General features: G+C 72.0%; 24 protein-coding genes and 2 pseudogenes. 16 read left to right on the top strand and 10 right to left on the bottom strand.

Annotated elements, in window-relative coordinates; all coding sequences use genetic code 11:
• The first annotated feature begins 45 nt into the window (after positions 1-45).
• Together AC5WRT_RS29855 and AC5WRT_RS29850 are read left to right on the top strand one after the other, a co-directional pair.
• Positions 46-717, top strand: coding sequence for a transglycosylase family protein (locus AC5WRT_RS29855; RefSeq protein WP_496100794.1), 672 nt, complete (start codon positions 46-48; stop codon positions 715-717).
• A 757-nt stretch (positions 718-1,474) separates the two neighbouring features.
• Complete coding sequence (locus AC5WRT_RS29850) at positions 1,475-1,690, top strand: I78 family peptidase inhibitor (protein ID WP_496097122.1); 216 nt, start codon at positions 1,475-1,477, stop codon at positions 1,688-1,690.
• A gap of 119 nt (positions 1,691-1,809) precedes the next feature.
• Here the strand turns inward: AC5WRT_RS29850 and AC5WRT_RS29845 are convergent, their stop codons facing one another.
• Positions 1,810-2,838: a phosphatase PAP2 family protein gene (locus tag AC5WRT_RS29845; protein WP_496097121.1), complete on the bottom strand. Its 1,029-nt coding sequence runs from the start codon at positions 2,836-2,838 to the stop codon at positions 1,810-1,812.
• Positions 2,839-3,075: 237 nt separating this feature from the next.
• Positions 3,076-4,386, bottom strand: coding sequence for a glycosyltransferase family 39 protein (locus AC5WRT_RS29840; protein WP_496097120.1), 1,311 nt, complete (start codon positions 4,384-4,386; stop codon positions 3,076-3,078).
• A gap of 259 nt (positions 4,387-4,645) precedes the next feature.
• On the opposite strand from AC5WRT_RS29840, the gene AC5WRT_RS29835 reads away from it, so the two are divergent.
• Both AC5WRT_RS29835 and AC5WRT_RS29830 read left to right on the top strand, forming a co-directional pair.
• Positions 4,646-6,259, top strand: coding sequence for an MFS transporter (locus AC5WRT_RS29835; RefSeq protein ID WP_496097119.1), 1,614 nt, complete (start codon positions 4,646-4,648; stop codon positions 6,257-6,259).
• Between the two features lie 90 nt (positions 6,260-6,349).
• The gene (locus AC5WRT_RS29830) at positions 6,350-7,543 is read left to right on the top strand and encodes an acyl-CoA dehydrogenase family protein (protein WP_496097118.1); all 1,194 of its coding nucleotides are present in this window, start codon (positions 6,350-6,352) and stop codon (positions 7,541-7,543) included.
• Between the two features lie 36 nt (positions 7,544-7,579).
• Here AC5WRT_RS29830 and AC5WRT_RS29825 read toward each other — a convergent pair whose 3' ends face one another.
• Positions 7,580-8,017, bottom strand: a complete 438-nt coding sequence (locus tag AC5WRT_RS29825; protein ID WP_496097117.1) for a cell division protein SepF — start codon at positions 8,015-8,017, stop codon at positions 7,580-7,582.
• Positions 8,018-8,285: 268 nt separating this feature from the next.
• On the opposite strand from AC5WRT_RS29825, the gene AC5WRT_RS29820 reads away from it, so the two are divergent.
• From AC5WRT_RS29820 to AC5WRT_RS29795, 6 genes and pseudogenes are all read left to right on the top strand, one after another.
• Positions 8,286-9,458 carry a DUF5685 family protein gene (locus tag AC5WRT_RS29820; protein WP_496097116.1) on the top strand — a complete coding sequence of 391 codons (1,173 nt, stop codon included), beginning with the start codon at positions 8,286-8,288 and terminating at the stop codon, positions 9,456-9,458.
• A gap of 52 nt (positions 9,459-9,510) precedes the next feature.
• A pseudogene (locus tag AC5WRT_RS29815) lies at positions 9,511-9,735 on the top strand (DUF1684 domain-containing protein); the annotation flags it as partial.
• 170 nt (positions 9,736-9,905) lie between these two features.
• Positions 9,906-10,805 carry a S1 family peptidase gene (locus AC5WRT_RS29810; protein WP_496097114.1) on the top strand — a complete coding sequence of 300 codons (900 nt, stop codon included), beginning with the start codon at positions 9,906-9,908 and terminating at the stop codon, positions 10,803-10,805.
• Positions 10,806-11,046: 241 nt separating this feature from the next.
• Positions 11,047-11,157: pseudogene (locus AC5WRT_RS29805) on the top strand (S1 family peptidase); the annotation flags it as partial.
• 269 nt (positions 11,158-11,426) lie between these two features.
• Positions 11,427-14,852, top strand: coding sequence for a DNA polymerase III subunit alpha (locus AC5WRT_RS29800; RefSeq protein ID WP_496097155.1), 3,426 nt, complete (start codon positions 11,427-11,429; stop codon positions 14,850-14,852).
• Positions 14,849-15,856, top strand: a complete 1,008-nt coding sequence (locus AC5WRT_RS29795; protein ID WP_496097113.1) for a DNA polymerase Y family protein — start codon at positions 14,849-14,851, stop codon at positions 15,854-15,856. The genes AC5WRT_RS29800 and AC5WRT_RS29795 overlap by 4 nt, the downstream gene beginning before the upstream one ends.
• Here AC5WRT_RS29795 and AC5WRT_RS29790 read toward each other — a convergent pair.
• Entirely contained in the window at positions 15,834-16,208 is a 375-nt protein-coding gene (locus tag AC5WRT_RS29790) for a cupin domain-containing protein (protein ID WP_496097112.1), read from the bottom strand. The two genes, AC5WRT_RS29795 and AC5WRT_RS29790, sit on opposite strands and share 23 nt — an antisense overlap.
• Before the next feature lie 87 nt (positions 16,209-16,295).
• On the opposite strand from AC5WRT_RS29790, the gene AC5WRT_RS29785 reads away from it, so the two are divergent.
• Positions 16,296-16,742, top strand: coding sequence for a MarR family winged helix-turn-helix transcriptional regulator (locus AC5WRT_RS29785; protein WP_496097111.1), 447 nt, complete (start codon positions 16,296-16,298; stop codon positions 16,740-16,742).
• A 168-nt stretch (positions 16,743-16,910) separates the two neighbouring features.
• Positions 16,911-17,798, top strand: coding sequence for an esterase/lipase family protein (locus AC5WRT_RS29780; protein WP_496097110.1), 888 nt, complete (start codon positions 16,911-16,913; stop codon positions 17,796-17,798).
• A gap of 50 nt (positions 17,799-17,848) precedes the next feature.
• Here the strand turns inward: AC5WRT_RS29780 and AC5WRT_RS29775 are convergent, their stop codons facing one another.
• Entirely contained in the window at positions 17,849-18,823 is a 975-nt protein-coding gene (locus tag AC5WRT_RS29775) for a lytic polysaccharide monooxygenase auxiliary activity family 9 protein (RefSeq protein ID WP_496097109.1), read from the bottom strand.
• Between the two features lie 170 nt (positions 18,824-18,993).
• On the opposite strand from AC5WRT_RS29775, the gene AC5WRT_RS29770 reads away from it, so the two are divergent.
• Entirely contained in the window at positions 18,994-19,449 is a 456-nt protein-coding gene (locus tag AC5WRT_RS29770) for a GNAT family N-acetyltransferase (RefSeq protein ID WP_496097108.1), read from the top strand.
• Between the two features lie 22 nt (positions 19,450-19,471).
• Here AC5WRT_RS29770 and AC5WRT_RS29765 read toward each other — a convergent pair whose 3' ends face one another.
• On the bottom strand, positions 19,472-19,606 hold the full coding sequence (locus AC5WRT_RS29765; RefSeq protein WP_496097107.1) for a hypothetical protein: 135 nt from the start codon (positions 19,604-19,606) through the stop codon (positions 19,472-19,474).
• A 112-nt stretch (positions 19,607-19,718) separates the two neighbouring features.
• Here AC5WRT_RS29765 and AC5WRT_RS29760 point away from each other — a divergent pair, with 112 nt between their 5' ends.
• Positions 19,719-20,342, top strand: a complete 624-nt coding sequence (locus AC5WRT_RS29760) for a class I SAM-dependent methyltransferase (RefSeq protein WP_496097106.1) — start codon at positions 19,719-19,721, stop codon at positions 20,340-20,342.
• 33 nt (positions 20,343-20,375) lie between these two features.
• On the opposite strand, the gene AC5WRT_RS29755 is transcribed toward AC5WRT_RS29760, so the two are convergent.
• Both AC5WRT_RS29755 and AC5WRT_RS29750 read right to left on the bottom strand, forming a co-directional pair.
• Positions 20,376-20,876: a ribonuclease FAU-1 family protein gene (locus tag AC5WRT_RS29755; protein WP_496097105.1), complete on the bottom strand. Its 501-nt coding sequence runs from the start codon at positions 20,874-20,876 to the stop codon at positions 20,376-20,378.
• Positions 20,857-21,819 (bottom strand): GNAT family N-acetyltransferase, encoded by a 963-nt coding sequence (locus AC5WRT_RS29750; RefSeq protein ID WP_496097104.1) that lies wholly within the window; start codon positions 21,817-21,819, stop codon positions 20,857-20,859. Before AC5WRT_RS29750 ends, AC5WRT_RS29755 begins: the two co-directional genes overlap by 20 nt.
• Positions 21,820-21,890: 71 nt before the next feature.
• On the opposite strand from AC5WRT_RS29750, the gene AC5WRT_RS29745 reads away from it, so the two are divergent.
• The gene (locus AC5WRT_RS29745) at positions 21,891-22,259 is read left to right on the top strand and encodes a GntR family transcriptional regulator (RefSeq protein ID WP_496097103.1); all 369 of its coding nucleotides are present in this window, start codon (positions 21,891-21,893) and stop codon (positions 22,257-22,259) included.
• A 237-nt stretch (positions 22,260-22,496) separates the two neighbouring features.
• Here AC5WRT_RS29745 and AC5WRT_RS29740 read toward each other — a convergent pair whose 3' ends face one another.
• Positions 22,497-23,267 carry a DUF72 domain-containing protein gene (locus AC5WRT_RS29740; RefSeq protein WP_496097102.1) on the bottom strand — a complete coding sequence of 257 codons (771 nt, stop codon included), beginning with the start codon at positions 23,265-23,267 and terminating at the stop codon, positions 22,497-22,499.
• Between the two features lie 15 nt (positions 23,268-23,282).
• Positions 23,283-24,377 carry a DUF5925 domain-containing protein gene (locus AC5WRT_RS29735; RefSeq protein WP_496097101.1) on the bottom strand — a complete coding sequence of 365 codons (1,095 nt, stop codon included), beginning with the start codon at positions 24,375-24,377 and terminating at the stop codon, positions 23,283-23,285.
• 230 nt (positions 24,378-24,607) lie between these two features.
• Here AC5WRT_RS29735 and AC5WRT_RS29730 point away from each other — a divergent pair, with 230 nt between their 5' ends.
• A complete protein-coding gene (locus AC5WRT_RS29730; protein ID WP_496097100.1) occupies positions 24,608-26,026 on the top strand; it encodes a GH39 family glycosyl hydrolase in 1,419 nt (472 codons plus the stop codon).

Genomic DNA, 26,026 nt, shown 5'->3' with positions numbered 1-26,026 from the left:
GCGTGCTCCGCCCGGGGGAGCCCGGGTTCGTGGAGAGGGAATCACATGTCCGAGTGTGCCGATACCACCCGCAGCACCGCCCGTCCCGAGGGTGCCCGCAAGGGTCGCACGGCCGCCGCGCTGGCCGGAGCCGCGCTGCTCGCCCCGCTGGGACTGCTCGCCGCCACCGGCAACGCCGCCGCGGCGGACGACGGAGTGTGGGACCGCATCGCCCAGTGCGAGAGCGGCGGCAACTGGCACATCGACACCGGCAACGGCTACTACGGCGGGCTCCAGTTCTCCGCCGGCACCTGGCGCGCGTACGGCGGCACCGCCTACGCCCCGACGGCCGACCAGGCCTCCCGGGAGGCCCAGATCGCCGTCGCCGCCAAGGTCCAGCAGGCCCAGGGCTGGGGCGCCTGGCCGGTCTGCTCGGCCCGCGCCGGGGCCTTCGGCGCGGCTCCCGCGGCGGCGGCCCGAACGGGCTCCACGGACACGACGGCCGCGAAGGGCGTGACGACGAAGTCCGCTCCCGCGAAGACGCCGGAACGCCCGGCCGCCCACACCAACCGCAGCGTGTCCCGCGGCACGGGGAACTACACCGTGCGCGAGGGCGACACCCTGAGCGTCATCGCCGCCCGGCACGGCACCACCTGGCAGCGGATCTACGCCGCCAACAAGAAGGTCATCGGCGACGACCCCAACCTGATCCTGCCCGGCCAGCGCCTCACGCTCTGACCCACAGGCACCCGCGCAGAACAGCCGCTGTTCCGTGAGGACAGCGGCTGTCCGCGTTCCCTGACCGGAGCGGCTGTGCGAGCCGGGCTGCCCGGTCGACGCGAGCCCCGCCACCGGCGACGGTCACCAGCCGCTGCATCCCGGCCGCCGGTTCGGCGCGCACCAGTGGCGCCGTGACCCCGCCGGCCAGGAAGAAGCCGAACGCCGTGATCGGATACCGGTGCCGGATCCTCTTGTGGTCGGTGGTGGTGAGCCGGTTGTGGTCGGTGGTGGAGCCGGTCGACCACCACCCGGCCGGCCCGGTTCCGGCCGCGCACCCGTCCTGCCGTCGCAGGTGCGGTCTCGGTCCCCGTCGCTCGCCGCCCTGTGCGTCGTCGCGCCCGGGCCTGCCGACCCGCGTACCGCGGTCCGGCGCCATGATGCTCGCCGGGTCACCCGCTCCGACAGGGGGCGTATGCGCAGATGTGCTGAATCCGTGAAAATTCCTGTGCCGCGTCAGGTCCCCGGCGTCCCCGCCGGATTGCGCGGGTAATCGCACCCGCGGATCCGACCGCGACATGGCCGCGGAACATTCCACCGGGCAATTCAACGGGTCGCTCCGGTGCGTGAGAATTCTGTCCGATAACCGCAGTGGACCGCCCGGAAACTCCCGTACACGTGACCGAGTTCGAGGGAATCGAGGGCCGGGAAGCTGTGACAGAAGTGTGACGGGAGCCGGATGCGGTTCTTACCTCGCGGCGCGCGGTAGCGTGGCGACATGGCACCGAATCCCACTCCGCCAGCGGAGCCCCAGGACAGTCCGGAAGGGTACGTCGGCCTCGCTGCCGAGAGTGCCGAACGGCTCGCGCGGCAACGGGGGTGGTCGACGGTACGGTCGCTGCCGCCCGGCGCGATCATCACCATGGAGTACCGGCCGGGACGGCTGAACTTCGAGGTGCGGGACGGCGTGGTGGCCCGCGCGTGGAAGGGCTGAGGGCCGCCGTCTCCGGACGCCCGCACACGGCGAAGGCCGCGATTCCCTGCTGAGGGAATCGCGGCTTCGCCGTGTGCGCGGGCCGTCGTGCGTACCGGGCCCGCTGCCGGCCGGGGTCGTCAGCCGCCCGTCAGGGGTCGGGCCGGCTGGGCCGTGCCGCGAGGCACGCGGTGATCGGTGTGCTGGGGGCGGCGGCTGCCGGCCGGGGTGACCGGGGTGCGCTCCGCGCGGGCCGTGTGCGGCCCCGGGGCCAGATGCGCCGGGGTTCTCGGGGCGCGGGCCGAGGCGACCGGTTCGCGCACCGGGGCCGGCTGTTCGGCCGGCGCGCCGCGCGGTCTGAGCGCCACCGGGGCGACGGGGACGGCCGGTTCGAGCACGGGCCGGCTGCGGCGGGCGCGCCAACGGTCGCGCAGGTCGAACAGCCACATCTCGGTCCTGGCGATCAGCGGCTCGAACCACGGCATGGCGAGCAGGATCAGCAGGCCCGCGGCCCAGCCCAGCAGCACGTCGCTCAGCCAGTGCGTACCGAGGTAGACGGTGGTGAGGCCGACGCCCAGCGCCGTGATCGCGGACAGCGCGGACAGCCAGCGGCGCGCTCGCGCAGTGGAGGCCAGATAGGCCAGGATGCCCCAGGTCACGACCGCGTTGGCGGTGTGACCGCTGGGAAATATATCGCCGCCCAGGCCCATCTCGTTCGAGCCGATCACGGTCGCGTAGTGCGGACCGAGGCGCCCCATGCCGTACTTGGCGGCGCCGACCGTGATGTTGAGCAGCAGCAGTGAGGCGGCCAGGGTGAGCAGCGGGCGCAGCGTGTGCTGCCGCCAGGAGCGCCAGCCGAGCCAGGCCGCGACCATCACCGCGGTGGGGCCGCGCTGGCCGAGCACCACGTAGTAGTCGAGGAAGGCGTGGATCTGCGGCCACTGCTGGTACGGCCGGAAGAACATGACCTGCCAGTCGAGTCGGACCAGCCAGGACGTGATGACCACGGCCCACACGATCGCCAGGTAGAAAGCCAGAGTCGCGGTGAACAGCACGACCCGGTGCCGGCTCATCCTCGGCACATCGATGTGGGCCGGTCGTTCCGGCTCACGGTCGAGTCTGGCGAACACCCGGTCCAGACGCCGGGTGAGGTTTCGTTCGGTACGCACCCAATCGACGTTACAGCGAGTGAGGTGTGGTCCCGGTCGAAACAGCGGCTTTGTGATGACGATGTGATGTGGGAAACCTCTCAAGGGCGACCCGAATTCCGGTGATTCCGCAATCCTGTGAGACGGTTCCCTGCAATTCCTTTGATCATGCCGGGCGTTGTTTATATGGCGCTTATGAATACGTTAACCCGGTCCTGGCGCGGAATTTTCCGGAGCGTCATCGGCGGGCCCGGGCGGTCACGGGGGGCCGGAGCCGTTCAGCCAGAACGCCCCGTACGCCGCGGCGACGACCGCCAGTGCGGCCGTTACCAGCACGGATCGGGACGTGCGCAGCCGGGCGAGCGCTCCGGCGAGCGGCAGCAGCACCGGGAAGGCGGGCATCAGCAGCCGTGGTTTGGATCCGAAGTAACTTGACGCGCACAGGGCGAGCGCGAGGACGACGCCCGTGTACACCAGCAGTTCGACCGGCTGGCGCCGGCGGACGCCGGTCAGGTACAGCCACAGCAGCAGGCCCACCCCGATGACCAGTCCGGCGCCGGCGAACGCGGACGGAATTGACGTGAACTTGTCGGCCACGAAGCGCGCGAAGGCATGACCGCCGTCGAACCCGTTGCGCCATCCGGCCTGAACGTCCAGGTACCCGAGCGGTCCCTTCCCGGTCCGCTGCCCGACCCAGAGCACATAACCGGCGGCCCCGAGCGGCGCGATGAGCATGCCGAGCGCCCGGCGCCGGGGCGGGGCCGGTGGGGCGGACAGTGCGGCCGGGCTCCAAGTGGCCTGCAAGCGTGCCGGTATGTCCGATGTGCGCCCCGGTGTGTGAGCCGAAGCGCGCGGGCCGTCGGACGCGCCCAGCGCGGACGCCGGGGCGTGTTTGTCGGCCCGCGCGCCGGGCGAGCGCATCCTGCTCCGGTCTCGCCCGTACGAGAGCATGCCCGACACCCACACCGCCGCGACCACCGCCACTCCCACCGGCCGGGTCAGCCCCGCCAGCGCCGCCAGGATGCCGGCCGTGATCCACCGGCCGGTCAGCAGCGCGTACAGCGACCAGGCCGCCAGTGCCGTGAACAGCGACTCGCTGTACGCCATCGACTGCACGATCCCGACCGGCAGCACCGCCCACAGCAGCACGGCGCAGACCCCCACCCGGGCGCCGTACACCCGCTCGGCGACGGCGAAGATCCCGCAGGCGGCGGCGAGCGAGGCGAGCAGGCTCACGGTGAAGCCGGCGTCCGCGTACGACAGCGGTGTGACCGCGTGAGCCAGGCGCTCCAGCCACGGCAGCAGCGGGAAGAACGCGAGATCGGAGTGCACGTCGCCGTTCGGCAGCCGTACCTCGTAGCCGTACCCCAGCTCGGCGACCCGCGTGTACCAGAGCGCGTCCCAGCGTGCGGTCAGCAAGGTGTACGCGCTCCTGCCGCGCGCGGCGCTCCACAGCGCCAGCACGACCAGCCCCAGGGCCCGTACCGCCGCGCAGCCCAGGAGGGCCGGGGCGGCCCGGCGCAGGAGAGGGGCGTGGGGCGTGGTCACGCGCGTGTCAAGATCGGTCACGGACCCGATTATCGACCGGCGGGGGAACCGGACCGGCCGCCGGGGCGTGGTCAAGAGGGAACGACGTGGCGTACACCACACGGGTTCCGTCGCGCGTGTGAGAGGTCCGCCACGTGCCCCCGTGACGGACTCGCGTAGGCTGGCGAGTCACCCGCGTCGGGTTGCGCGGGCCGGAGACCCCGCTCGTCTCCGGCCGTACGACAGGGAGTCCCCACCCCGTCGGTCCGCCCCGTGCGAGGTACATCTGGGAGGTACGTACATGTCCGGGACGACCACGGCTGCCGTACGGCCATGCCGTAGGGCGACCGGGCCCGGTGCGAACCGCTGGGTCGTCCTCGTCGTCCTCTGCGTCAGCCTGCTGCTCGTCGCCCTCGACGCGACCGTGCTGCACGTGGCGGTCCCCGCCGTCACCGAGGACCTCAGGCCCAGCGGCATAGAGCTGCTGTGGATCGTCGACGTCTATCCGCTGGTCTGCGCCGCGCTGCTGATCCTCTTCGGCACCCTCGGCGACCGGGTCGGCCGCAGACGCGTCCTGCTGCTCGGTTACGGCCTGTTCGGGATCGCCTCCGCGCTGGCCGCCCTCGCGCAGAGCGCCGAGACGCTGATCCTCGCCCGTGCGCTGCTCGGCGTCGGCGGCGCCATGATCATGCCGGCCACCCTGTCGATCCTGCGTCAGGTCTTCCCCGACCGGCGCGAGCGGGCGCTCGCGATCGGCATCTGGAGCGCGGTGGCCGCCGTCGGCGCGGCCGTCGGCCCGCTGCTGGGCGGCTTCCTGCTGGAGCACTTCTGGTGGGGCGCGGTCTTCCTCGTCAACATCCCGCTGATGCTGGTCAGCCTGCCGGTGGGCCGGATCCTGCTGCCCGAGTCCCACGGCGACCGGAACGGCCCCTGGGACGTCGTCGGCGCCCTGATGGCGGCCGGCGGTCTCTTCGGTGTCGTGCTCGGCGTGAAGCGGCTCGGCGGCGGCGAGGCACCCGCGAGCCCCTTCACCGTGCTGCCGCTGCTGGTCGGCGCTGCCCTCCTCGTCCTGTTCGTACGGCGGCAACGGCGGCTGACCCAGCCGCTGGTGGATCTGCGCATGTTCCGCCGGCCCGGGTTCAGCACTGCGGTGGGCTGCATCGTGCTGGCGATGCTCGCGCTCGTCGGGCTGGAGCTGATCGCCGCCCAGTACCTGCAGCTCGTGCTCGAACTCTCCCCGCTGCAGACCGGTCTGCGGCTGCTGCCGCTGACCGTCGCGGCGATGGCGGCCGGCCTGGCGGGCGCGCGGATGCTGCGCCGCTTCGGGCCGCGCCGGATGGTGTGCTTCGGCTTCTGCCTCACCGCCGCCGCGGTCCTGACGCTCACCGCGATGGGCGCCACCGACAACGCACCGCTGCTGCTGGCCGGTTTCGTGCTGCTCGGCTTCGGGTTGGAGACCACGCTCTTCGGGGCGTACGAGTCGATGCTCAGCGAGTGCCCGGCCGACCAGGCCGGCGGCGGGGCCGCGATCGGCGAGACGTCGTACCAGCTCGGCGCCGGCATCGGCATCGCGCTGCTCGGCAGCGTGATGAACGCGGCCTACGCGCCGCACCTGCGCGCCGTGCCGGGCGTTCCGCGGCATGCCTCCAAGGCGGCCGGGCGCTCGCTCGGCGAGGCCTACGAGGTCGCCGGACGGCTGGGCGGACCCACCGGCGCGGCGCTGCGCCGGGTGGCGCGGGACTCCTTCGTGTACGGGCTGCATGTGACGCTGCTGGTGAGCGCGAGTCTGTTGCTGCTGGGCGCGGTGATGGCGCTGCGGCTGCCGCGGGTCATGCAGTGCGCGGAGCCTTTGGCGGCGGTGGAGCTGCCCGCGCCGAGGGAAGTGGAAGCGGCGGAGTCCCGGGTCTCGGTCTGACGTACTGGACGTGCGGGACGCCGGGCCGTAACGTCGGCCGCGAAACCTGACTAGCGGTGCTAGTTTTCTTGTGTTGCCGGAGGGTGTCCCATGTCCGCGTCCCCGAAGTCGCCCGCCTTCGACCCCGCCGATCCGCTCGGGATCGACGACCTGCTGGAACCGGAAGACCTGGCCGTGCGGGACACCGTGCGGGCCTGGGCGGCGGACCGCGTGCTGCCGCACGTCGCCGAGTGGTACGAGAAGGGCGAGCTGCCCGGCATCCGTGGACTCGCCAGGGAGCTGGGCGGGATCGGGGCGCTCGGGATGTCGCTGAGCGGGTACGGATGCGCGGGGGCCAGCGCCGTGCAGTACGGCCTGGCCTGTCTGGAGCTCGAGGCGGCGGACTCGGGCATCCGGTCCCTGGTCTCCGTGCAGGGCTCCCTCGCCATGTACGCGATCCACCGGTTCGGCAGCGAGGAGCAGAAGCAGCAGTGGTTGCCGCGCATGGCGGCCGGCGAGGTGATCGGCTGCTTCGGGCTGACCGAGCCCGACCACGGCTCCGACCCCGCCTCCATGCGCACCCACGCCAAGCGCGACGGTGGGGGAGACTGGGTGCTGAGCGGCCGCAAGATGTGGATCACCAACGGCTCGGTCGCCGGGGTGGCCGTCGTCTGGGCGCAGACCGAGGACGGCATCCGCGGTTTCGTGGTCCCCACCGACACCCCCGGCTTCTCGGCGCCGGAGATCAAGCACAAGTGGTCCCTGCGCGCCTCCGTCACCAGCGAACTGGTGCTGGACGACGTGCGCCTGCCCGCAAGCGCCGTGCTGCCGGAGGTCACCGGGCTGCGGGGCCCGCTCAGCTGTCTGTCCCACGCCCGGTACGGCATCGTCTGGGGCGCGATGGGCGCGGCACGCAGCAGCTTCGAGGCGGCCCTGGACTACGCGAGGACCCGGGAGCAGTTCGGGCGGCCCATCGGGGGCTTCCAGCTCACCCAGGCCAAGCTCGCCGACATGGCGGTGGAACTGCACAAGGGGATCCTGCTCGCCCACCACCTGGGGCGGCGGATGGACGCCGGCCGCCTGCGCCCCGAGCAGGTCAGCTTCGGCAAGCTCAACAACGTCCGCGAGGCCATCGAGATCTGCCGTACCGCGCGGACGATCCTCGGTGCCAACGGGATCTCCCTCGAATACCCCGTGATGCGGCACGCGACCAACCTGGAATCGGTGCTCACCTACGAGGGCACCGTCGAGATGCACCAGCTCGTGCTGGGCAAGGCGCTCACCGGGCTCGACGCCTTCCGGTGAGCCTCCGGGGAGGCAGGGCCGGTGAGCGGCCCTGCCTCAGCTCTGGTTGAAGAAGCCGTCCTCGCGGTGCGCGGCCGGCTCGCCGCTGACGATCTCCGTGTTCGACGGCGTCAGCAGGAAGACCCGGGTCGCGACCCGCTCGATCGTGCCGCGCAGACCGAAGGTCAGCCCCGCCGCGAAGTCCACCACGCGCTTGGCGTCGGCGGGCTCCATCGCCGTGAGGTTCATGATGACCGGGACGCCGTCCCGGAACAGCTCGCCGATGGCGCGGGCGTCCCGGAAGCTGTCCGGGGTGACCGTGCCGATCCGGCGGCCCCTCTCCTCGGCCGTGTCCGATGCCACCTTCACCCGGGGGTCCGTGACCCAGGCGTCCCCGGATTCGGTGCCCTCGGAGTACTCGTCGTCGTAGTAACGCTCGTCATCGTTGTCGTCGACGAGGCCGAGCCACGCACTCGCCTTGCGTACCGATCCCATGGACGCCTCCTCTCACAGCGGTCTTTTTCTGCTTTCCGCGTCCCTATGGTCATCCATGATGCGGACGGCGCGCCAAGTGGATAGTCGCCGCGCGGGGGGTTTGTGACGGTACTGGTGCACAGCCGATCCGTCGAGAGTCCTTGTGCCCCAAGGGTGGTGACTCATACGGCTGCTGACTGAGAGTGAAATATGATTGTCTGCGGCGGATGGGTGATGATCGGTGCGTACGGGTGAACGCCGACGTCGTACCACATCACGGGGGATCATCGTGTTCGGAATCGTCAGACCGTGTGCTCATCGACTCGGGGACAGTCTGAAGGCCGAGTGGATGGCGCACCTGTGCGGGCTCTGCCTCGCCCTGCGCCGCGACCACGGACAGTTCGCGCGCATCGTGACGAACTATGACGGACTTCTCCTTTCGGTCCTGACAGAGGCTCAGTCCGGACGGACCGCCGACGGCCGCCGTACGGCCGGGCCGTGCGCGCTGCGCGGGATGCGCACCGCATCCGTCGCCCAGGGCGAGGGCGCCCGGCTGGCGGCCGCCGTCTCGCTGGTGCTGGCCTCGGCGAAGGTGCGCGACCATGTCGCCGACCGGGACGGACTGCTGGCCCGCAGGCCCGTGGCCGCCGCCGCCCGCCGGGTCGCCGCCGGCTGGGGCAGGGCCGGAGCCGACAGCGGCGCCGGGGTCGGCTTCGACACCGGCGTCCTCGTCGAGGCCATGGACCGGCAGCTCGGCCTGGAGAGCCTCGCCGGGTACGGCACCCCGGTCCTGACGGTCACCGAACCCACCGAGACCGCGACCGCCGCCGCCTTCGCGCACACCGCGGTGCTGGCCGGACAGCCGGGCAACGCGACCGCGCTCGCGGAGGCCGGCCGGCTCTTCGGTCGGCTCGCGCACCTGCTGGACGCCGTGGAGGACCAGGAGACCGACGCCGCGTCAGGCGCCTGGAACCCGCTGACCGCCACCGGCACCTCCCGGACCGAGGCACGCAGGCTGGCCGACGACGCCGTGCACGGCATCCGGCTCGCCCTGCGCGAGGCCGAGTTCACCGACGCCAGGCTGGTCCATCTGCTGCTCGTGCACGAACTGCCGCGATCCGTGGACCGGGCCTTCGGCACGCACGCGTGCGGACACGCGCCGGAGGCCGCGTCCGGACCGCCGCCGGGCCGTCCGGCGCCGGGTGCCCCGTACGGCGACCCCTTCGGGGGGCGGCCGCCACGCCCGGACAGGCGCGGCTTCTGGGCCGGCTGCGCGGCCGCCCTCGGCCTGTGCTGCACCTGCAAGGCGTGCTGCGCCGACGAGTTCGAGGGTCCCTGGTCGCGGAAGAGGCGCGAGGGCGCGTGCGCCAGCTGCGACTGCGGCGACTGCGACCTGTCGTGCTGCGAGGTCTGTGAGTGCTGTGAGTGCTGTGAGTGCTGTTCGTGTTGTGACTGCGGGTAATTGCGGGCAAGGGGTGCTCGGCGCGAGGGGAAGGGTGCGCGCAGGGCCTCCACCGGCCGCGTCGGACGCGCGGAAGCGTACGGCCGTCGACCTCGGCCGCGCCCAACTCCCGCCGCGCGCCTTCGCCGACCACGTCCTCTGCCCGTTCCCGCCGCCCCGCAACACGCTCGAGGTGGCGAACGAGGCCGGGGAGCGGGCGTTGAGCCGACAGGTGCGAGGCGAAGAGCCGGGGGCGACTCGGGAAGGTGCGGGTCGTCGTCACGTAAAGGTGGTTTAAAGGCCAACGGCCGAAAGACACTCTTGTGGCGACCGGTCGTTCGGCCGAATACTCCCCCTCAGCGCTTGTCGGGGGCATACGTGTTCGGAACCCCGCCGCTCCTCCCGGCTGCGCCTCACCGGGCCCCGACCCCACGCGGGCCCCCGACTTCCCCTGGGAGGGAACGACAAGTGAGGATCAAGCGCACCACTTCCCGCAGCGGTCTCGCAAGACGGACCCGGCTGATCGCCGTGGCCACCGGACTGCTGGCCGCGGGTGCGTTCGCCGCCCCCACGGCGAACGCGAGCGACGCCCACACCTTCAGCGCCGCCCAGCTCGTCAAGGCCGACTCCGCCGTCCTCAAGGCAGACATACCCGGTACGGCCTGGGCGGTGGACAGCAAGAGCAACCGCGTCGTCGTCACCGTCGACAGCACGGTGTCCAAGGCCGAGATCACCAAGATCAAGCAGCAGGCCGGCGCGACCGCGGACGCGCTCACGATCAAGCACACCCCCGGCAGGTTCAACAAGCTGATCACCGGCGGCGACGCCATCTACGGCGGCCAGTACCGCTGCTCGCTCGGCTTCAACGTGCACAGCGGCAGCACGTACTACTTCCTCACCGCGGGTCACTGCGGCCAGGTGGCGTCCACCTGGTACAGCAACTCCAGCCACACCACCGTGCTCGGCACCAACGTCGGCTACAGCTTCCCGGGCAACGACTTCGCGCTGGTGCGGTACACCAACTCCTCGATCTCGCACCCGAGCGCCGTGGGCAGCCAGTCCATCACGAGCGCGGCCACACCGTCCGTGGGGCAGACCGTGTACCGGCGCGGTTCCACCACCGGTACGCACAGCGGTCGGGTCACCGCGCTGAACGCCACCGTGAACTACGGCAGCGGTGACATCGTCCACGGGCTGATCCAGACCACGGTGTGCGCCGAGGGCGGCGACAGCGGTGGTCCGCTGTACGCGGGGACCGTGGCGTACGGGCTGACGTCCGGGGGCAGCGGTGACTGCACCTCCGGCGGTACGACGTTCTTCCAGCCGGTGACCGAGGCGTTGAGCTACTACGGCGTCACGCTGCCGTAGCGAGTCCGACTCCGGCTTCCTGGAGCCCCCGCGGCCCCTCGTGGTGTGCGGGGGCTTCTGGCGGGGTGCTGGATTTCGGCCAGGCGGTGTCGTCGCCGTCCGGTGTGGGTCACGTGCGTGTTGTGTTTGCTGTGTGAATTCCCTCGGCGTGACCGCGTACGGTCAAGTCGGGGAGGGGGCTGCAAGCCTCTCTGCGTGCGTCCTGAAGTCAACCTTGTGTGCTCCCTGTTGTCATTCGGAAAGCGCGATCGGGCTGACGTCCGGGGGCGGCGGTGACTGCACCTCCGGCGGGGAGACGTTCTTCCAGCCGGTGACCGCCGCGTTGTCCGCCACGGGGGCGCAGATCGGCTGACGTCGGTTCGGGCGTGGGCTTCGTGGAGCCCCTCCTCGTGGCTGTGCGGGGCGGGGCTCCACGTGTGTGCGGTGCGGTCGTGGGTCCGGGTGCCTGCGGCGGCCCCTTGGTCGTCGTCGCCGTGTCATGTCCCCACCTGCCCTGAGGGCGCGTTTGCCCAGGTGGGAGGCGGTCGAGCGGATGTCGTACACATGTTCGGGAATGGGGGTATGGTGGGGGTGGAAGCAGGGAACTGATGTTCGAGAGGCGTGCGAGTGCGGGAGGTGCGTGTGCCGGGCTTCGCGCATCTGCGCACCGTCTCCGGGTTCTCCCTGAGGTACGGGGCATCCCACCCGGAGCGGCTGGCCGAGCGTGCCTCGGAGCGGGGGATGGGCGTCCTCGCGCTCACCGATCGCGACACCGTCGCCGGTGCGGTCCGCTTCGCCAAGGCCTGCGCCGGGGCGGGGGTGCGGCCGGTCTTCGGGGTGGATCTGGCGGTGGGCGAGGCCGAGACCGTACGGCAGGCGCGGCGGAAGGCACCGGTGCGGGGTGGGGCCTTTGTGGACGAGTCGGCTCCCCGGGTGACCTTTCTCGCCCGGGACGGGGGCCGGGGGTGGGCCGATCTGTGCCGGGTCGTCACGGCGGCGCACGCGGGTGAGGGGTCTCCGCTGCTGCCCTGGTCCGGGAATCACGGGGACGGACTCGTGGCGCTGCTCGGGCCCGGGTCGGATGTGGGGCGGGCCCTCGCGGCGGGGCGGCCGGACCGGGCCGCGCTGCTGCTCGGGGCGTGGCGCGAGATCTACGGCGACGCGCTGCGGTTGGAGGCCGTCTGGCACGGGCGTGAGGGTACGGGGCCCGGTTCGCTGCGGCTGGCCGCCCGTACCGTCGGCTTCGCCGCAGAGCAGAGGGTTCGCCCGGTGCTCAGCAACGCCGTCCGGTACGCCGATCCCGGGGCGGGGCCCGTCGCCGACGTGCTGGATGCCGCGCGGCGGCTGGTGCCGATCGACCCGCGCGGGGAACTGGACTCCGGGGAGGCCTGGCTGAAGGACGCGCAGGCCATGCTGCACGTCGCCGAGCGGGTGGTGGAGGCGGCCGGCTACCGGCGTGACACCGCTCATCGGCTCCTGGAGCAGACCCTGGCCACGGCCGCCGAGTGCCGGGTCGATCCCGAGGGGGATCTCGGCATCGGGACCGCTCACTTTCCCGAGGCGCGTCTGGTGGGGGCCGGCCGTCGCACCGCCCAGCGGGCGCTCGCCTCGCGGGCGGCGGCGGGGATGATGAGGCTCGGATACGGCGGGCGGCGTGCGTACTGGGAGCGGATGCACCACGAGCTGGACGTCATCGCCCATCACGGGTTCGCCTCCTATTTCCTGACGGTCGCTCGAGTCGTCGATGACGTACGGCAGATGGGGATCCGGGTGGCCGCTCGTGGGTCCGGTGCGGGTTCCCTCGTCAACCATCTGCTGGGGATCGCGCACGCCGATCCGATCGAGCACGGGCTGCTGATGGAGCGCTTCCTGTCCAAGGAGCGCATGGTGCTGCCCGACATCGACATCGACGTGGAGTCCGCCCGCCGGCTGGAGGTGTACCGGGCGATCATCCGGCGGTTCGGCGAGGAGCGGGTGGCGACCGTGTCCATGCCGGAGACCTACCGGGTGCGGCACGCCATCCGGGACGTGGGTGCCGCCCTGTCCATGGATCCGGGGGAGATCGACCGTATCGCCAAGTCCTTTCCGCACATCCGGGCCCGGGACGCGCGCGCCGCGCTCGAGGAACTGCCCGAGCTGAAGCGGCTCGCGGCGGAGAAGGAGCGGTACGGCAGGCTGTGGGAGCTGGTCGAGGCGCTCGACGCCCTGCCCCGGGGTGTCGCCATGCATCCGTGCGGAGTGCTGTTGTCGGACGCCTCGCTCCTTGCTCGTACGCCGGTGGTGCCGACCAGCGGTGAAGGGCTGCCCATGTCGCAGTTCGACAAGGAGGACGTGGAGGATCTCGGACTGCTCAAGCTCGACGTGCTGGGCGTGCGGATGCAGTCCGCCATGGCGCACGCGGTCGCCGAGGTGGAGCGGGTGACCGGGGAGCGGATCGACCTGGACGCGGTGCCGGAGGGGGATCCGGAGACGTACCGGCTGATCCGGTCCACCGAGACGCTGGGGTGCTTCCAGATCGAGTCGCCGGGGCAGCGGGATCTGGTGGGTCGGCTGCAGCCGAGCACCTTCCACGATCTGGTCGTCGACATCTCGCTGTTCCGGCCCGGGCCCGTCGCCGCCGACATGGTGCGGCCGTTCATCGAGGCGCGGCACGGGCGGGCGCCGGTGCGGTATCCGCACCCTGATCTGGAGGAGCCGCTGAAGGGGACGTACGGAGTCGTCGTCTTCCACGAGCAGGTCATCGACATCGTCTCCATCATGACCGGGTGCGGACGGGGCGAGGCCGACCGGGTGCGGCGGGGGCTGTCCGACCCGGAGTCGCAGGGGCGGATCAAGGTGTGGTTCGCACAGCGGGCCGCGGCCGGAGGATACGACGCGGAAACGATTCGGCGGACCTGGGAGATCGTGGAGGCCTTCGGGTCGTACGGATTCTGCAAGGCGCACGCGGTCGCCTTCGCCGTGCCCACGTATCAGTCGGCCTGGCTGAAGGCCCATCACCCGGCCGCCTTCTACGCCGGGCTGCTCACCCACGACCCGGGGATGTATCCCAAGCGGCTGCTGCTGGCCGACGCGCGGCGGCGCGGGGTGCCGATCCTGCCGTTGGACGTCAATGTCTCCGGGGTCGCCCATCGGATCGAACTGGTGTCTGAATCGGAGGTGTGGGGGCTGCGACTCGCCCTCTCCGATGTGCACGGCATCAGCGAGGCCGAGGCGAAGAGGATCGCGGACGGGCAGCCGTACTCCTCCCTGGTGGACTTCTGGGAGCGGGCCCGGCCGAGCCGGCCGCTGGCGCAACGGCTCGCCCAGGTGGGCGCGCTGGACGCCTTCGGCGCCAACCGGCGTGATCTGCAACTGCACCTGACCGAGCTGCACCGGGCCGCCCGGGGCGGCGGCGGTGGTCAACTGCCCTTGGCGGGCGGGCGGAAGACCGCTGCGGCGGGGCTGCCGGATCTGACCTCGGCGGAGCGGCTCAGCGCCGAGCTGGGTGTGCTGTCCATGGACGCCTCGCGCAATCTGATGGACGACCACCGGGAGTTCCTCCAGGAGCTGGGCGTGGTCTCCGCGCGCCGGCTGCGCGAGGCGCGGCACGGCGAGACCGTGCTGGTCGCGGGCGCCAAGGCGGCCACCCAGACCCCGCCGATCCGCTCCGGCAAGCGGGTCATCTTCTCCACACTGGACGACGGCACTGGACTGGTCGACCTGGCGTTCTTCGACGACTCGCACGACGCCTGCGCCCACACCGTCTTCCACTCGTGGCTGCTGCTGGTGAGGGGCGTGGTGCAGCGGCGCGGTCCGCGCAGCCTGAGCGTGGTGGGTTCCGCCGCCTGGAACCTCGCCGAGCTGGTGGAACTGCGGGCCGAGGGCGGTCTCGAGGAGGTGGCGGCCCGGCTCGCGGAGCCCGTCGCCGAGGGCACGGGCGGCGATCCGACCGGTGGGCGGCGGATCCAGCTGCCCACCGGGTACCGGATGCATCCGTGGGCCGACCTGCGGCCCGCGGGGCAGGAGGTCTCGCAAGGGCCTGCTGCCGTACGGAAGTTGTGGCACCAGAGTCCGGGGAGTGCGGGATGACCATTCTCTGCGTACGTTTCCAGCTGCCGCCGATGTACGAGGCGGCCCTGCCGGGACTGCTCGGACTGCTGGAGGACTTCACTCCGGTCGTCGAGGCGCTGCCCCCGGACGGGGCGCTGGCCGATCTGCGCGGCGCCGAGCGGTACTTCGGGCGCAGTGCGGTGGAGCTGGCCTCGGTGATCCGCGTGCGGGCGCTCGCGCGGTACGGCGTCGACTGCGCGATCGGCGCCGGGCCGGGCCCGATGCTGGCCCGCGTCGCGCTGGGTGACGCCCGGCCCGGAGTGACCTGCGCGGTGCCCGAGGACGCCGTCGCCGGATTCCTCGCCGACAAGCCCGTCGCCGCGCTGCCCGGTGTCGGTGCGGCGACCGCCCGCACCCTGGGCGAGTACGGCCTGGACACCCTGGAACTGGTCGCCGCCGCCCCGCTGTCCACGCTCCAGCGGCTGATCGGCGCCAAGGCCGGCCGCGAACTGCGCGAGAAGGCGAGTGGCATCGACCGGGGACGGGTCGTGCCGAACGCCGTGTCCCGGTCGCTGGCGACGGAACGCGCCTTCGAGATCGACGAGTTGAATCCCGATCTGCATCGCAGGGCGCTGCTGTCGGCCGCCGAGGAACTGGGCGCCCGGCTGCGCGCGGTGCGGAAGATCTGCCGTACCCTGACCCTCACCGTCCGCTACGCCGACCGGTCCTCGACCACCCGCAGCCGCACCCTGAAGGAGCCGACCGCGCACTCGGCGGCCCTGACCAGGGCGGCCTACGGCATGTACGAGGGGCTCGGCCTGCAGCGCGCCCGGGTCCGCGCGCTCGCCCTGCGCGCCGAGGGACTGGCCCCCGCCGACCAGGCCTCCTACCAGCTCACCTTCGACCCCGTGGACGAGAAGGTCCGCCGGGTCGAGGAGGTCGCGGACCGCGCACGGGCCAGGTTCGGGCCCAGGGCCGTGATGCCCGGGGCGCTGGGCGGTGGCGGCGGCTCCATGCCGGTCAATTGGCCCAGGGCGGCGTAATACGGGTGCCGTCGACCAGCTCCGCCTCCAGGCCGATGGAGGTGGTGACCCAGGACAGCGCGGTGTGATCGGTCGGGTTCTCCACGGCGAGGGTCGCGCCGGCGTTGACGATGACCGTGTCGCCCGCGCCGACGCGTTCGGTACGGCCGTCGAGGGTGATCAGCAGTTCGCCGACGAGCAGATGGAAGATCTCCTCCCGGTTGACGGTGTGAGCGGGAGCCTTCGTTCCCGGCGGGATCTCCCCGCGCCAGGCGCACAGCTCCCTGCTGCCGGTGAGCGGGGTGGCGTACGAGACGAAGCGGGCGCCGTGGATCTCATGGGTGGTGGCCTCGGACGAGCGGACGAGGGGCATGGCTGTGATCTCCGTTCAAGTAGTCAAGCAGCTTGACTATATGGTCAAGGCACTTGACCAACGCGTCAAGGGTGTTTCAATGCCTCCGTGCAGAACTCCGAAGCCATGGCCCTGACCGCCGCCCTCCTCGCCGTCGCCGGTGACCTCACCCGGCGCATCCATGACGGGGTCGTGGCGCGCGGATTCGCCGACCTGCGGCCGGCCCACGGCTTCGCCTTCGCGCGGCTGGCCCCGGACGGCGCCACCGTCACCGACCTCGCGACGCACCTGGGGGTGACCAAGCAGGCCGCGAGCCAGTTGGTGGACGAAGTGGTGCGCAAGGGGTACGCCGAGCGGCGGTCGCACCCGGAGGACGCCCGGGCCCGGCTGATCGTGCTGACCGGGCGCGGCTGGGCCTGCACCCGGGCGGCGGAGGAGGCGGCGGCCGAGGTCGTGGGGGAATGGGCCGAACTGCTGGGCGAGGGTGAAGTACGCGTGTTGGGCGAGCGTTTGGCGCGGATCGCTCCCTATGGTCCGGTCAGGCCTGCCTGGTGACGGACCGTCGGCGTGCGGTGGTGCTCCGGTTGTCACGGGAAGTTTTTTACTGACGCGTAACTTCACGCGTGCCCTACTCGCCCGTAACTTGACAAGTGAACAGCATCCTCGTGATCCGGATCACAGGGTAAGGCCCCCACCTCCCTTGAGCCGCAAGGAGATCACCCGATGCTGCCCTGGAAGCGAGTGCTCAGACCCCTCGCCGCGCTGCTCCTCACCGCCGCCGTCGCCACCGTTCCCGCCGCCACCGCCACCGCCGCCTCGTGGCGGACCCCCCGCTCGAGCGCAGCCGGGAGCGGGGCAGGCTGGAACGACTTCTCCTGCAAGCCCTCCGCCGTCCATCCCCGCCCGGTGATCCTGGTACACGGCACGCTGGGCAACTCGGTCGACAACTGGCTCTCCCTCGCCCCCTACCTGGAGAGCCGCGGATACTGCGTCTACTCCCTCGACTACGGCCAACTGGCCGGCGTCCCCGTCTTCTACGGCCTCGGCCCCATCGACAAGTCGGCCGCGCAACTGTCGGCCTTCGTGGACAAGGTGCTCGCCGCGACCGGAGCCCCCAAGGCCGACCTGGTCGGGCACTCCCAGGGCGGCATGATGCCCCGCTACTACCTGAAGTTCCTCGGCGGAGCCGCCAAGGTGAACGCCCTCGTCGGCCTGGCCCCCGACAACCACGGTGCCACGCTGAGCGGCCTCACCAACCTGCTGCCGTACTTCCCCGGCGCCTCCGACCTGATCAAGGCCACCACCCCCGGCCTCGCCGACCAGATCCCCGACTCCGACTTCCTCACCAGACTCAACGCGGGCGGCGACACCGTACCCGGAGTGCACTACACCGTCATCGCGACCAAGTACGACGAGGTGGCCACGCCCTGGCGGAGCCAGTACCTGAGCGGCTCCGACGTCCACAACGTCCTGCTCCAGGACCTGTGTCCGCTCGACCTGTCCGAGCACGTCGCCATCGGCCTGTTCGACCGCATCGCCTTCCACGAGGTGGCCAACGCGCTCGACCCGGCCCACGCCACCGCCACCACCTGCGCGTCGGCACTCAGCTGACACGCCGCCGGGGCCTGTCCGGCCTGAGCCGCCGGACAGGCCCCGGAACCTCACCGGCGGTGGCCGCCGCCCGCCGCGCGCCGCGCCGACAGGAACAGCGCCGCCGAACCGAGCGCCAGAGCCGCCGCGCCGCCGACCGCGAGGTACGAGGCGGCGGAGGAGGTGCCGGTCCGTGCGAGGCCGCTCGAAGTCCCGGCAGCCCTCGGCCCGTTCGGAGCTGCGGAGAGCTGCGCTGCGGGAGCGGCCGCCCTGGTGGCACCGTGATCGTGGTGCCGCATCGTCGACGCGCCGGCACCGGCCGCGACCTGCCGGCCGGAGGGCGCGGAGGCGGCCGGGGCGGGGCTGCCGCCCCGCGTGCCGGAGCCGCCGAAGTCCACGTCGGAACAGGAGTAGAACGCCTCCGGGCTGTCCGAGCGCTGCCAGATCGCGTACAGCAGCTGCCGGCCGGACCGTTCGGGCAGGGTGCCGGAGAACGTGTAGAAACCGCCCGAGGCGACCGGGTCGGTGGCCGTCGCCACCGGATGCTCCAGATCCAGCTCGGACCAGGCCAGCGGTCTGGCGGGGTCGTAACCGGCCTTGGTCAGGTAGACCGTGAAGGTCCCCTTGTGCGGGGCCGTCACCCGGTACCTGAACGTGTACGACCCGCTGTGCACGCGCGTCGCCGGCCAGTCGGCGCGGGCCAGGTCGAGGCCCTTGAACTCGTCGTTGTCGGCGCTGCACAACCTGCCGTCCGGGATCAGCTTCCGGTGCTGTCCGGCGGCGTCGCCGATCCGGACGCCGTTCCAGTCGTACAGCGCCTGGGTGCCGCCGGCCGCCACCGCCGCCCTGCACGCGGCCGACCTCGGGCTCTGTGGACCCTCCGCGTAGCACAGCGCGACCCGGCTGACCGGGTCGCCCATCGAACCGTGCGCGGACGCCGGGGCGGCGGCGAGCGCGGTCAGCGCGAGGGGCAGTGGCCCGAGCACGGCGGCGACGGCGGCGCCGCGACGGGCACGAGCGGGCGTACGGCGGGCGCTTGCGGGCATGCGGAACTCCTCGGCGGACGGTCCGACGGCGGGGACGGGAACCCGTGGGGGGCGCATCCGAAACTAGCCTCGGGAAACCGGGGAATCACCTGCCGGAGGCGGATGGAGGAGATCCTTATGGTGGCGTTAAGGGGGTGCTCAGGCTGCGCTCAGGTAGGTAGCGTGCGCCCATGATCGAGAACACGGAGCGCGTCCGGGCGGCCGTCGCCGCCGATGTGCCGGCCGTCAAGGCCGTGACGGACGCGGCCTACCGGCCCTACATCGAGCGCATGGGCGTGGTGCCGCAGCCCATGGAGGCGCACCACGCCGCGAACGTGGCCGCCGGCAGGGTGTTCGTCACCGGCGAGCCCGTCCACGGGCTGGTCGTGGTCGAGGCGTGCGCCGCCCACCTCTTCCTGGACAGCATCGCCGTCCACCCCGACACCCACGGCACCGGCGTCGGACGCCGCCTGCTGCGCTTCGTCGACGCACACGCGCGTGAACTGGGCCTCGGCGAGATCAGGCTCTACACGAACGCGTTGATGTGGGAGAACCAGAAGATCTATCCGAAGTACGGATACGAGGTCGTGGAACGCCGTGTCGAGGGACCCTACGACCGGATCCACTACCGCAAGCGGCTGCACTGACGGCCCCTGCCGTCCGGTCGGCTCAACTGTCGGGCCACCAGGTGCGGGCGATGTCCTTGCGCACCTCGGGGCGTCCCACGGGGCGTTCCTCGGCCTCGTCGCGGACGCGGCGGCTGTCCGCCTTCTTCAGGGGCTTGTGCACTGTTGTGCGGCGCATGGCGGCCTCCTTCAGCGTCTACCGGGTTTCCGTGTTGTCACGGTGATAGACGCTTTCGGCGAGAGTTCCTCATCGGAGCCGGATTGTCAGTGGCGGGTGTCACTCTGTGAGCATGACGAATTCGCAGGGAGACACGGATGCGCAGGGTGCCCCCGAGGTCGACTGGGACGCGGAGGCCGCGGCCTTCGACGAGGAGCCGGACCACGGCCTGCGCGACCCCGGGGTCCGCGCGGCCTGGGCGGCACGGCTCCGCTCCTGGCTGCCCGAGCACCCTGCCGACGTCCTCGACCTCGGCTGCGGCACCGGCAGCCTGTCGCTCCTCGCGGCCGAACAGGGACACCGGGTGACGGGCGTCGACGCGTCACCGGCGATGGTGGAGCGGGCCCGCGCCAAGCTCGCCGGCCGCGACGCCGTCGTCCTGCACGGTCAGGCCTCGGCCCCGCCGGTGGGGGAGCAGCGCTTCGACGTCGTCCTCGTACGGCACGTCCTGTGGACCCTGCCCCGGCCCGACCGGGTGCTGCGGCACTGGCGCGACCTGCTGCGCCCCCGAGGCCGCTTCGTCCTGGTCGAGGGCGTCTGGGGCACGGCGCACCCCGTGGGCCTCCCCGCAGGCCGGCTCACCGCCCTCCTGGCACCGCTCGACGCGGACGTCCGCATGGAGCGACTGACCGATGACTCCTTGTTGTGGGGCAAGGAGGTGGAGGACGAACGGTATGCGGTGGTGGCGATGGTGTGAGGTGGCGTTCCGAGCCCTCTGCCGGCTCTGGAGTCAGTCGAGCAGGTGGTCGAAGCCGACGGTCCGGGCCAGCGTCTCCAGTTCGTCGAGGGCGGCCACGGCGGCGGCCGCGGCCTGCGGATCCGTCCGCGTCAGACCGCTCTGGGCGAACTCGTCCTCGTCGAGACGCCGTACGTCCGTGCCGTCGGCGGAGCGCCACAGGTCCAGGTCGAGATCCTCCACGACCAGCTCACCGCCGGCGCGGACCGCCGGACGGGTGACGTCGCAGTACCAGCCCTTCACGGTGCCGTCGAAGGCGCGCACCTCCTTCACCGAGTACCACCGGTTCCGCCAGTAGTACTCGGTGAACAGGTCGCCCGGCTCGAAGCGGACGAAGCCGAAGTCGCGGACGCCGGAACCGGCCCAGGGGGCGCGTACGGCGATGCGGGTGCCGTCGTCCTGAAGCAGCTCCGCCGGGTAACGGATCTTCGTCCGGCCCCCCTTGACCAGGACGACCTCCAACCGGTTCGCCGGTTCACCCGAGTTCACGGACATAGCGCACCTCCGTGGCACAGATCTCGTAGCCGAGCCACTTGTTGATCGCGATCATGGGTTCGTTGCCCGCGTCGTTGCCCGTGAAGGCCTCGGTGAGACCGGCGGCGCGGGCCCGGTACAGCGAGTGGAGCTTGGCGAGCTTGGCCAGGCCACGGCCGCGGTGGGCGCGGGCGGTGCCGGTCATCGCGGTGGACATGAGGGTCTCCCCGCGCGAGCGTGTTCGAGCATGGGGGAGGGGGCCGTCGGTGTGGACCACGCTGAAGGCGACCGGACGGCCGTCGACACACGCGGCCACCGTCAGCTCGCGGTTCAGCAGCGGATGCTTCCAGTGCTGCTCGACCCAGGCGGCGTAGTCCGTGTATTCGACATCCACGTCGCCCGGTTCGTCCAGCATCGTCTCCGCGTCCAGGGCGAACAGCGGGCGCGGGTCGTCCGCGAAGTCCGCGGCGGCGCGCAGTTCCACGTCCGGCGGGATCGGGGGCAGCGGAGGGAGGGCGGCGCCCGCCAGATCGAGGCGGAGGAAGTGGGCGGACCGGCTGGCGTGATAGCCGTGCCGTTCCGCGAAGGCGCGGTTGGCCGGCTCGTCGAGGACCCAGGCGAGCAGTCTGGTCGCTCCCTGGGCGGCGAGGTGCTCCTCGGCCGCCCGCAGCAGCAGTCCGCCGGCGCCGCGACCCGTCCGGTCCGGCCGGACGTAGACGTTCAGCAGGCCCTGGCCCGGGTCGGTGCTGTCGTGGGCCAGGTGGACCTGCGCGGTGCCGATCACTTCGCCGTCCTCCTCCGCGACCAGCGGGCGGTAGCGGGCGTCGGGCGGCATGTGGGCGGCGTTGTGGCGGACCGAGTCCGAGGTGTACAGGATGTAGGGCAGAGCCAGACGGCGGACCCGGGCGAAGCCCTCGGTGTCGGCCTGGGCGTCGGGGCGAAGACCGCGCACGATCACTGTCATGGTGAGGCACCGTACGGGGCCGTGTGCCGGGGATGCCTCTCATTTTCCGCCGGGTACGGGACAATCGGCCCGTGAGCCTGAAGATCCGCATCGATGACAGCGCGCCCCCGTACGAGCAGGTGCGGGCGCAGATTTCCGAGCAGGCGCGGTCCGGGGCGCTGCCGGTGGGATACCGGCTGCCGACCGTGCGCGGGCTGGCCGAGTCCCTGGGCCTCGCGGTGAACACGGTCGCCAAGGCGTACCGGGCGCTCGAGGGCGACGGGGTGATCGAGACGCGGGGGCGCAACGGCACGTTCGTGGCTGCTGCCGGCTCGGCCGCGGAGCGGGAGGCTGCCGCCGCGGCTCAGGCGTACGCGGAGCGGGTACGGCGGCTGGGGCTGGGGGAGCCGGATGCGTTGGCCGCGGTGCGGGATGCCCTGCGGGCGGCATACGGGGAGTAGGGCGGTACACGGCCGGTAGGGGTTCGAAGCCGAGTGTGCCTTCGGGGGCCGGTGGGCTGAGCCGGTCAGGCTCGGCGGCTCCCCCACTGCCTTGAGGGCGTGGGGCTCCGCCGGCGCCGTCGTCGCCGGTCGCCGTTGCGGCGCAGAACGGGAGAGGCCTGGAGGCCGTGCGGGGGCGGCGGAGGTGACTCGGCGGTCGTGCGTGGGGCGGCGGCCCCGACGTCCGGTGGCGAACGATCACCGGTGGTGTGCGAGTTCCGGAAGGCGGGTGACCGTCAGGCCCGCCCTCGCCGCCGCTCTCCCGAACGTCACCGCGTCCCGCACCGCCGCGCCGCCCGGGTCGTTGTTGAAGTAGGCGTACACGTCCTGTCCCTGCTCCCACGACGTCGCGATGCGGTCGGCCCACGTCTCCAGGGACCGCTTGCCGTAGCGGGGCCAGGGCTGGGCGCGGCCCTGGTGGAAGCGGACGTAACCCCAGTCGGCGGTGCGCCACAGCGGTGTGACCGGGCGGGCCAGGACGTCCGCCCAGCACAGGGCCGCTCCCCGGGCCGACAGGACCTCGCGCACCTCGGGTGTCCACCAGGACTCGTGGCGCGGCTCGACCGCGACCCGCGTACCCGACGGGAAGCAGGCAAGGCAGGCGTCCAGCAGGGCCGGGTCCGCGCGCAGGGTCGGCGGGAGCTGGAGGAGCACGGGGCCCAGGCGGTCCCCGAGGCCCGCCGCGTGGTTCATCAGGCGGTGTACCGGCTCCTGTGGCTCCTTCAGCCGCTTGATGTGGGTGAGGAAGCGGCTCGCCTTGACCGCGACCACGAAGTCCTCCGGCACCCGCTCCCGCCACGCCGCGAAGTTCTCGCGGGACGGCAGCCGGTAGAAGGCGTTGTTGATCTCCACCGTCGCGAAGAGGCGCGTGTACTCCTCCAGCCACAGCCGCGCCGGGACCCCGGCCGGATAGACGACATCCCGCCAGTCCTTGTACTGCCACCCGGAGGTGCCGACGAACAAGGTCACAGCACCATCAAAGCACTACAGGTACAGGCCCGCGTCCGCGCCGTCACGCGCCCCCGGCACCGAGGTCGGCGCCGTGCCCCGGCGCAGCGCGTACAACTCGGCCAGCGTCGCCCCGTCCCGCCCGACGCCCTCCTCGCCGCCGAGCCACTCCACCGCCTCGCGGCGGGTCAGCGGGCCCACCTCGATGCGGGCCAGGCAGCGGCCCGGGCGGACCACGGCCGGGTGCAGCCGCTCCAGGTCCTCGTTGGTGGTGACGCCGACCAGGACGTTGCGGCCCTGGCCGAGCAGGCCGTCGGTGAGGTTCAGCAGCCGGGACAGCGCCTGGCCCGCGGTGTGCTTGGCCTCGCCGCGGATCAGCTCGTCGCAGTCCTCCAGCAGCAGGAGCCGCCAGCGGCCCTTGCCCGCGCCGTCCTCCTCGCCGATCGCGATGTCCATCAGATAGCCGACGTCGCTGAACAGCCGCTCCGGGTCCAGGACGCAGTCGACCTGGCACCAGTCGCGCCAGGAGCGGGCCAGCGTGCGCAGCGCGGAGGTCTTGCCGGTGCCGGGCGGGCCGTGGAGCAGGAGCAGCCGGCCCGCGATGTCCTCGGGGGTCGTCCGCATCAGGCGGTCCATCGCCTGCGCCACCGGCGCCGTGTAGTTGGACCGGACCTCGTCCCAGGTGCCCGCGGAGATCTGCCGGGTGGTGCGGTGCGGGCCGCGCCGGGGGGAGACGTACCAGAAGCCCATCGTCACGTTCTCGGGCTGGGGTTCGGGCTCGTCGGCGGCGCCGTCCGTGGCCTGGTCGAGGACCTTCTGAGCGAGTTCCGCGCTGGTCGCGGTCACGGTGACGTCCGCGCCGCGGCTCCAGCGGGAGACCAGCAGGGTCCAGCCGTCGCCCTCGGCGAGGGTGGCGCTGCGGTCGTCGTCGCGGGCGACCCTGAGCACCCGGGCGCCGTCGGGCAGCAGGGTCGCGCCGGAGCGGACGCGGTCGATGTTCGCCGCGTGCGAGTACGGCTGCTCGCCCGTCGCGAAGCGGCCGAGGAACAGCGCGTCGACGACGTCGGAGGGCGAGTCGGAGTCGTCGACGTTGAGCCGGATCGGCAGAGCGTCGTGTGGGTTCGCAGACATGCGGCCATGATCCGGCACGGGTGCGCTCCGCGCACGACATTTCGGCTCGGGGGGAAGGGTGGTTCGCCGGCCGCGGGCAGTCCCCGGGGCCGGTCGCTTCCCCCCAAGTCCTCGACCTGAGTCGCACCCGGGGCGCCGGCGCGGCGGAGCCGCACATCGAAACAGCCGCGCGCCCCTTTGGGGCGCAATCCCCGCCGGAGGTCCGGCCTCCGCCGTTACTGTTGTCCCCGATGGGACGTCATGGGTGGGATTCGGATGCTCGGCGGTGGCGGCTCTCCGCCCTGCTCGGTGTGGGCGCCGCCGTGCTCGCCCTGGCGGTGACCCTGTTCGGCACGCTGGCCGGCGGCCCCAGCACGGCCGGCACCACCCGCGCCGGCGACAAGGTGCACGGCACTCCGGCGAGCCCCGGCGCGAAACCCGAGCCGTACGTCGGCTGGGGATTCACCCACACTCAGTACAGCGCCGACGAAGGCGCCGGCGCGGCCACCGGACGCGTGGAGAAACTGCTGGGGAAGAAAGGCGGGCTGGCGCAGAACCAGGCCATCATGGGCTGGGGCGCCGACAACCCCGAACCGGTCAAGGGGCACTACGACTTCGGCGCGCTGGACCGCCGTGTCGACTTCATCCGCGCCTCCGGCGGCATCCCCGTCATCACCCTGTGCTGCTCACCGGACTGGATGAAGGGCGGCAAGCCAGGCGTCGACAACACGAACTGGAGCCAGGCGGCGCTGGAGACGGCGCCCACCCCCGACCACTACCAGGACTTCGCCGACCTCGCCGCCACCGTCGCCCGGCGCTATCCGGACGTGCGGCACTTCCTCGTCTGGAACGAGTTCAAGGGCTTCTGGAACGACGCCGAGGCCCGCTGGGACTACGAGGGTTACACCCGGATGTACAACCTCGTCTTCGAGGCGCTGAAGAAGGTCGACAAGGACATCATGGTCGGCGGCCCGTACCTGGTGATGGACAGCCTCGACCCGCGTGACCAGAACGCCTCCACCGCGCTGAAGGGACCCTGGGGCGCCATGGACCAGCGCGTCCTCGACGCCTTCTCCTACTGGAACGCGCACAAGGCCGGTGCCGACTTCACCGTGGTCGACGGCTCGAGCTACACCAACGACGACGACCTGCTCCCCGACGAGTTCCGGGCCACCGACAAGCTCACGGCCGTCAGTGCGTGGGTACGGCAGCAGACCCACGACCTGCCGCTGTGGTGGGCCGAGTACTACGTGGAGCCCGCCGACGGGAACGACGACCGCAAGGGCTGGTCCGAGCCGCACCGCGTCGCCGTGCAGGCCGCCGGGATGATCGCCATGGTCAAGGGCGGTGCCGACTCCGGCTTCTACTGGAACCCGGAGAAGAAGACGGGCTCCGGTTGCGCCGGCTGCCTGTGGACACCCACCGACAGCGCGGGCGGCGGCACTGCTCTGCCCATGTTCGATCTGCTGTCCCGGTTCGCCAGGGCCTTCCCGCCCGGCACCCGGTACGAGACGGTGCGGATCGCCGCAGACGAGGTGCCCGACGTCCGGGTCCTGGCCACGTCCGGGACCGTGCTCGTGGTCAACACCCTGAACCGGACGCGCAGCGCGCAGGTCGACGGCAAGCGGTTCGACATGGGGCCGTACGAGGTGAAGTGGCTCGACCGCTGA

It is taken from the genome of Streptomyces sp. NTD91 (assembly GCF_059510455.1).
The sequence above is the reverse complement of the archived record's forward strand: the minus strand, read 5'-3'. Positions and strand labels throughout refer to the sequence as shown.

What these genes read in the sequence shown, in the direction of transcription:
- AC5WRT_RS29855 (WP_496100794.1), top strand. Translation starts at nt 46, where the DNA reads ATGTCCGAGTGTGCCGATACCACCCGCAGCACCGCCCGTCCCGAGGGT.
- AC5WRT_RS29850 (WP_496097122.1), top strand. Translation starts at nt 1,475, where the DNA reads ATGGCACCGAATCCCACTCCGCCAGCGGAGCCCCAGGACAGTCCGGAA.
- AC5WRT_RS29835 (WP_496097119.1), top strand. Translation starts at nt 4,646, where the DNA reads ATGTCCGGGACGACCACGGCTGCCGTACGGCCATGCCGTAGGGCGACC.
- AC5WRT_RS29830 (WP_496097118.1), top strand. Translation starts at nt 6,350, where the DNA reads ATGTCCGCGTCCCCGAAGTCGCCCGCCTTCGACCCCGCCGATCCGCTC.
- AC5WRT_RS29825 (WP_496097117.1), bottom strand. Translation starts at nt 8,017, where the DNA reads ATGGGATCGGTACGCAAGGCGAGTGCGTGGCTCGGCCTCGTCGACGAC.
- AC5WRT_RS29795 (WP_496097113.1), top strand. Translation starts at nt 14,849, where the DNA reads ATGACCATTCTCTGCGTACGTTTCCAGCTGCCGCCGATGTACGAGGCG.
- AC5WRT_RS29790 (WP_496097112.1), bottom strand. Translation starts at nt 16,208, where the DNA reads ATGCCCCTCGTCCGCTCGTCCGAGGCCACCACCCATGAGATCCACGGC.
- AC5WRT_RS29780 (WP_496097110.1), top strand. Translation starts at nt 16,911, where the DNA reads ATGCTGCCCTGGAAGCGAGTGCTCAGACCCCTCGCCGCGCTGCTCCTC.
- AC5WRT_RS29775 (WP_496097109.1), bottom strand. Translation starts at nt 18,823, where the DNA reads ATGCCCGCAAGCGCCCGCCGTACGCCCGCTCGTGCCCGTCGCGGCGCC.
- AC5WRT_RS29770 (WP_496097108.1), top strand. Translation starts at nt 18,994, where the DNA reads ATGATCGAGAACACGGAGCGCGTCCGGGCGGCCGTCGCCGCCGATGTG.
- AC5WRT_RS29765 (WP_496097107.1), bottom strand. Translation starts at nt 19,606, where the DNA reads ATGCGCCGCACAACAGTGCACAAGCCCCTGAAGAAGGCGGACAGCCGC.
- AC5WRT_RS29760 (WP_496097106.1), top strand. Translation starts at nt 19,719, where the DNA reads ATGACGAATTCGCAGGGAGACACGGATGCGCAGGGTGCCCCCGAGGTC.
- AC5WRT_RS29755 (WP_496097105.1), bottom strand. Translation starts at nt 20,876, where the DNA reads ATGTCCGTGAACTCGGGTGAACCGGCGAACCGGTTGGAGGTCGTCCTG.
- AC5WRT_RS29750 (WP_496097104.1), bottom strand. Translation starts at nt 21,819, where the DNA reads ATGACAGTGATCGTGCGCGGTCTTCGCCCCGACGCCCAGGCCGACACC.
- AC5WRT_RS29735 (WP_496097101.1), bottom strand. Translation starts at nt 24,377, where the DNA reads ATGTCTGCGAACCCACACGACGCTCTGCCGATCCGGCTCAACGTCGAC.
- AC5WRT_RS29730 (WP_496097100.1), top strand. Translation starts at nt 24,608, where the DNA reads ATGGGACGTCATGGGTGGGATTCGGATGCTCGGCGGTGGCGGCTCTCC.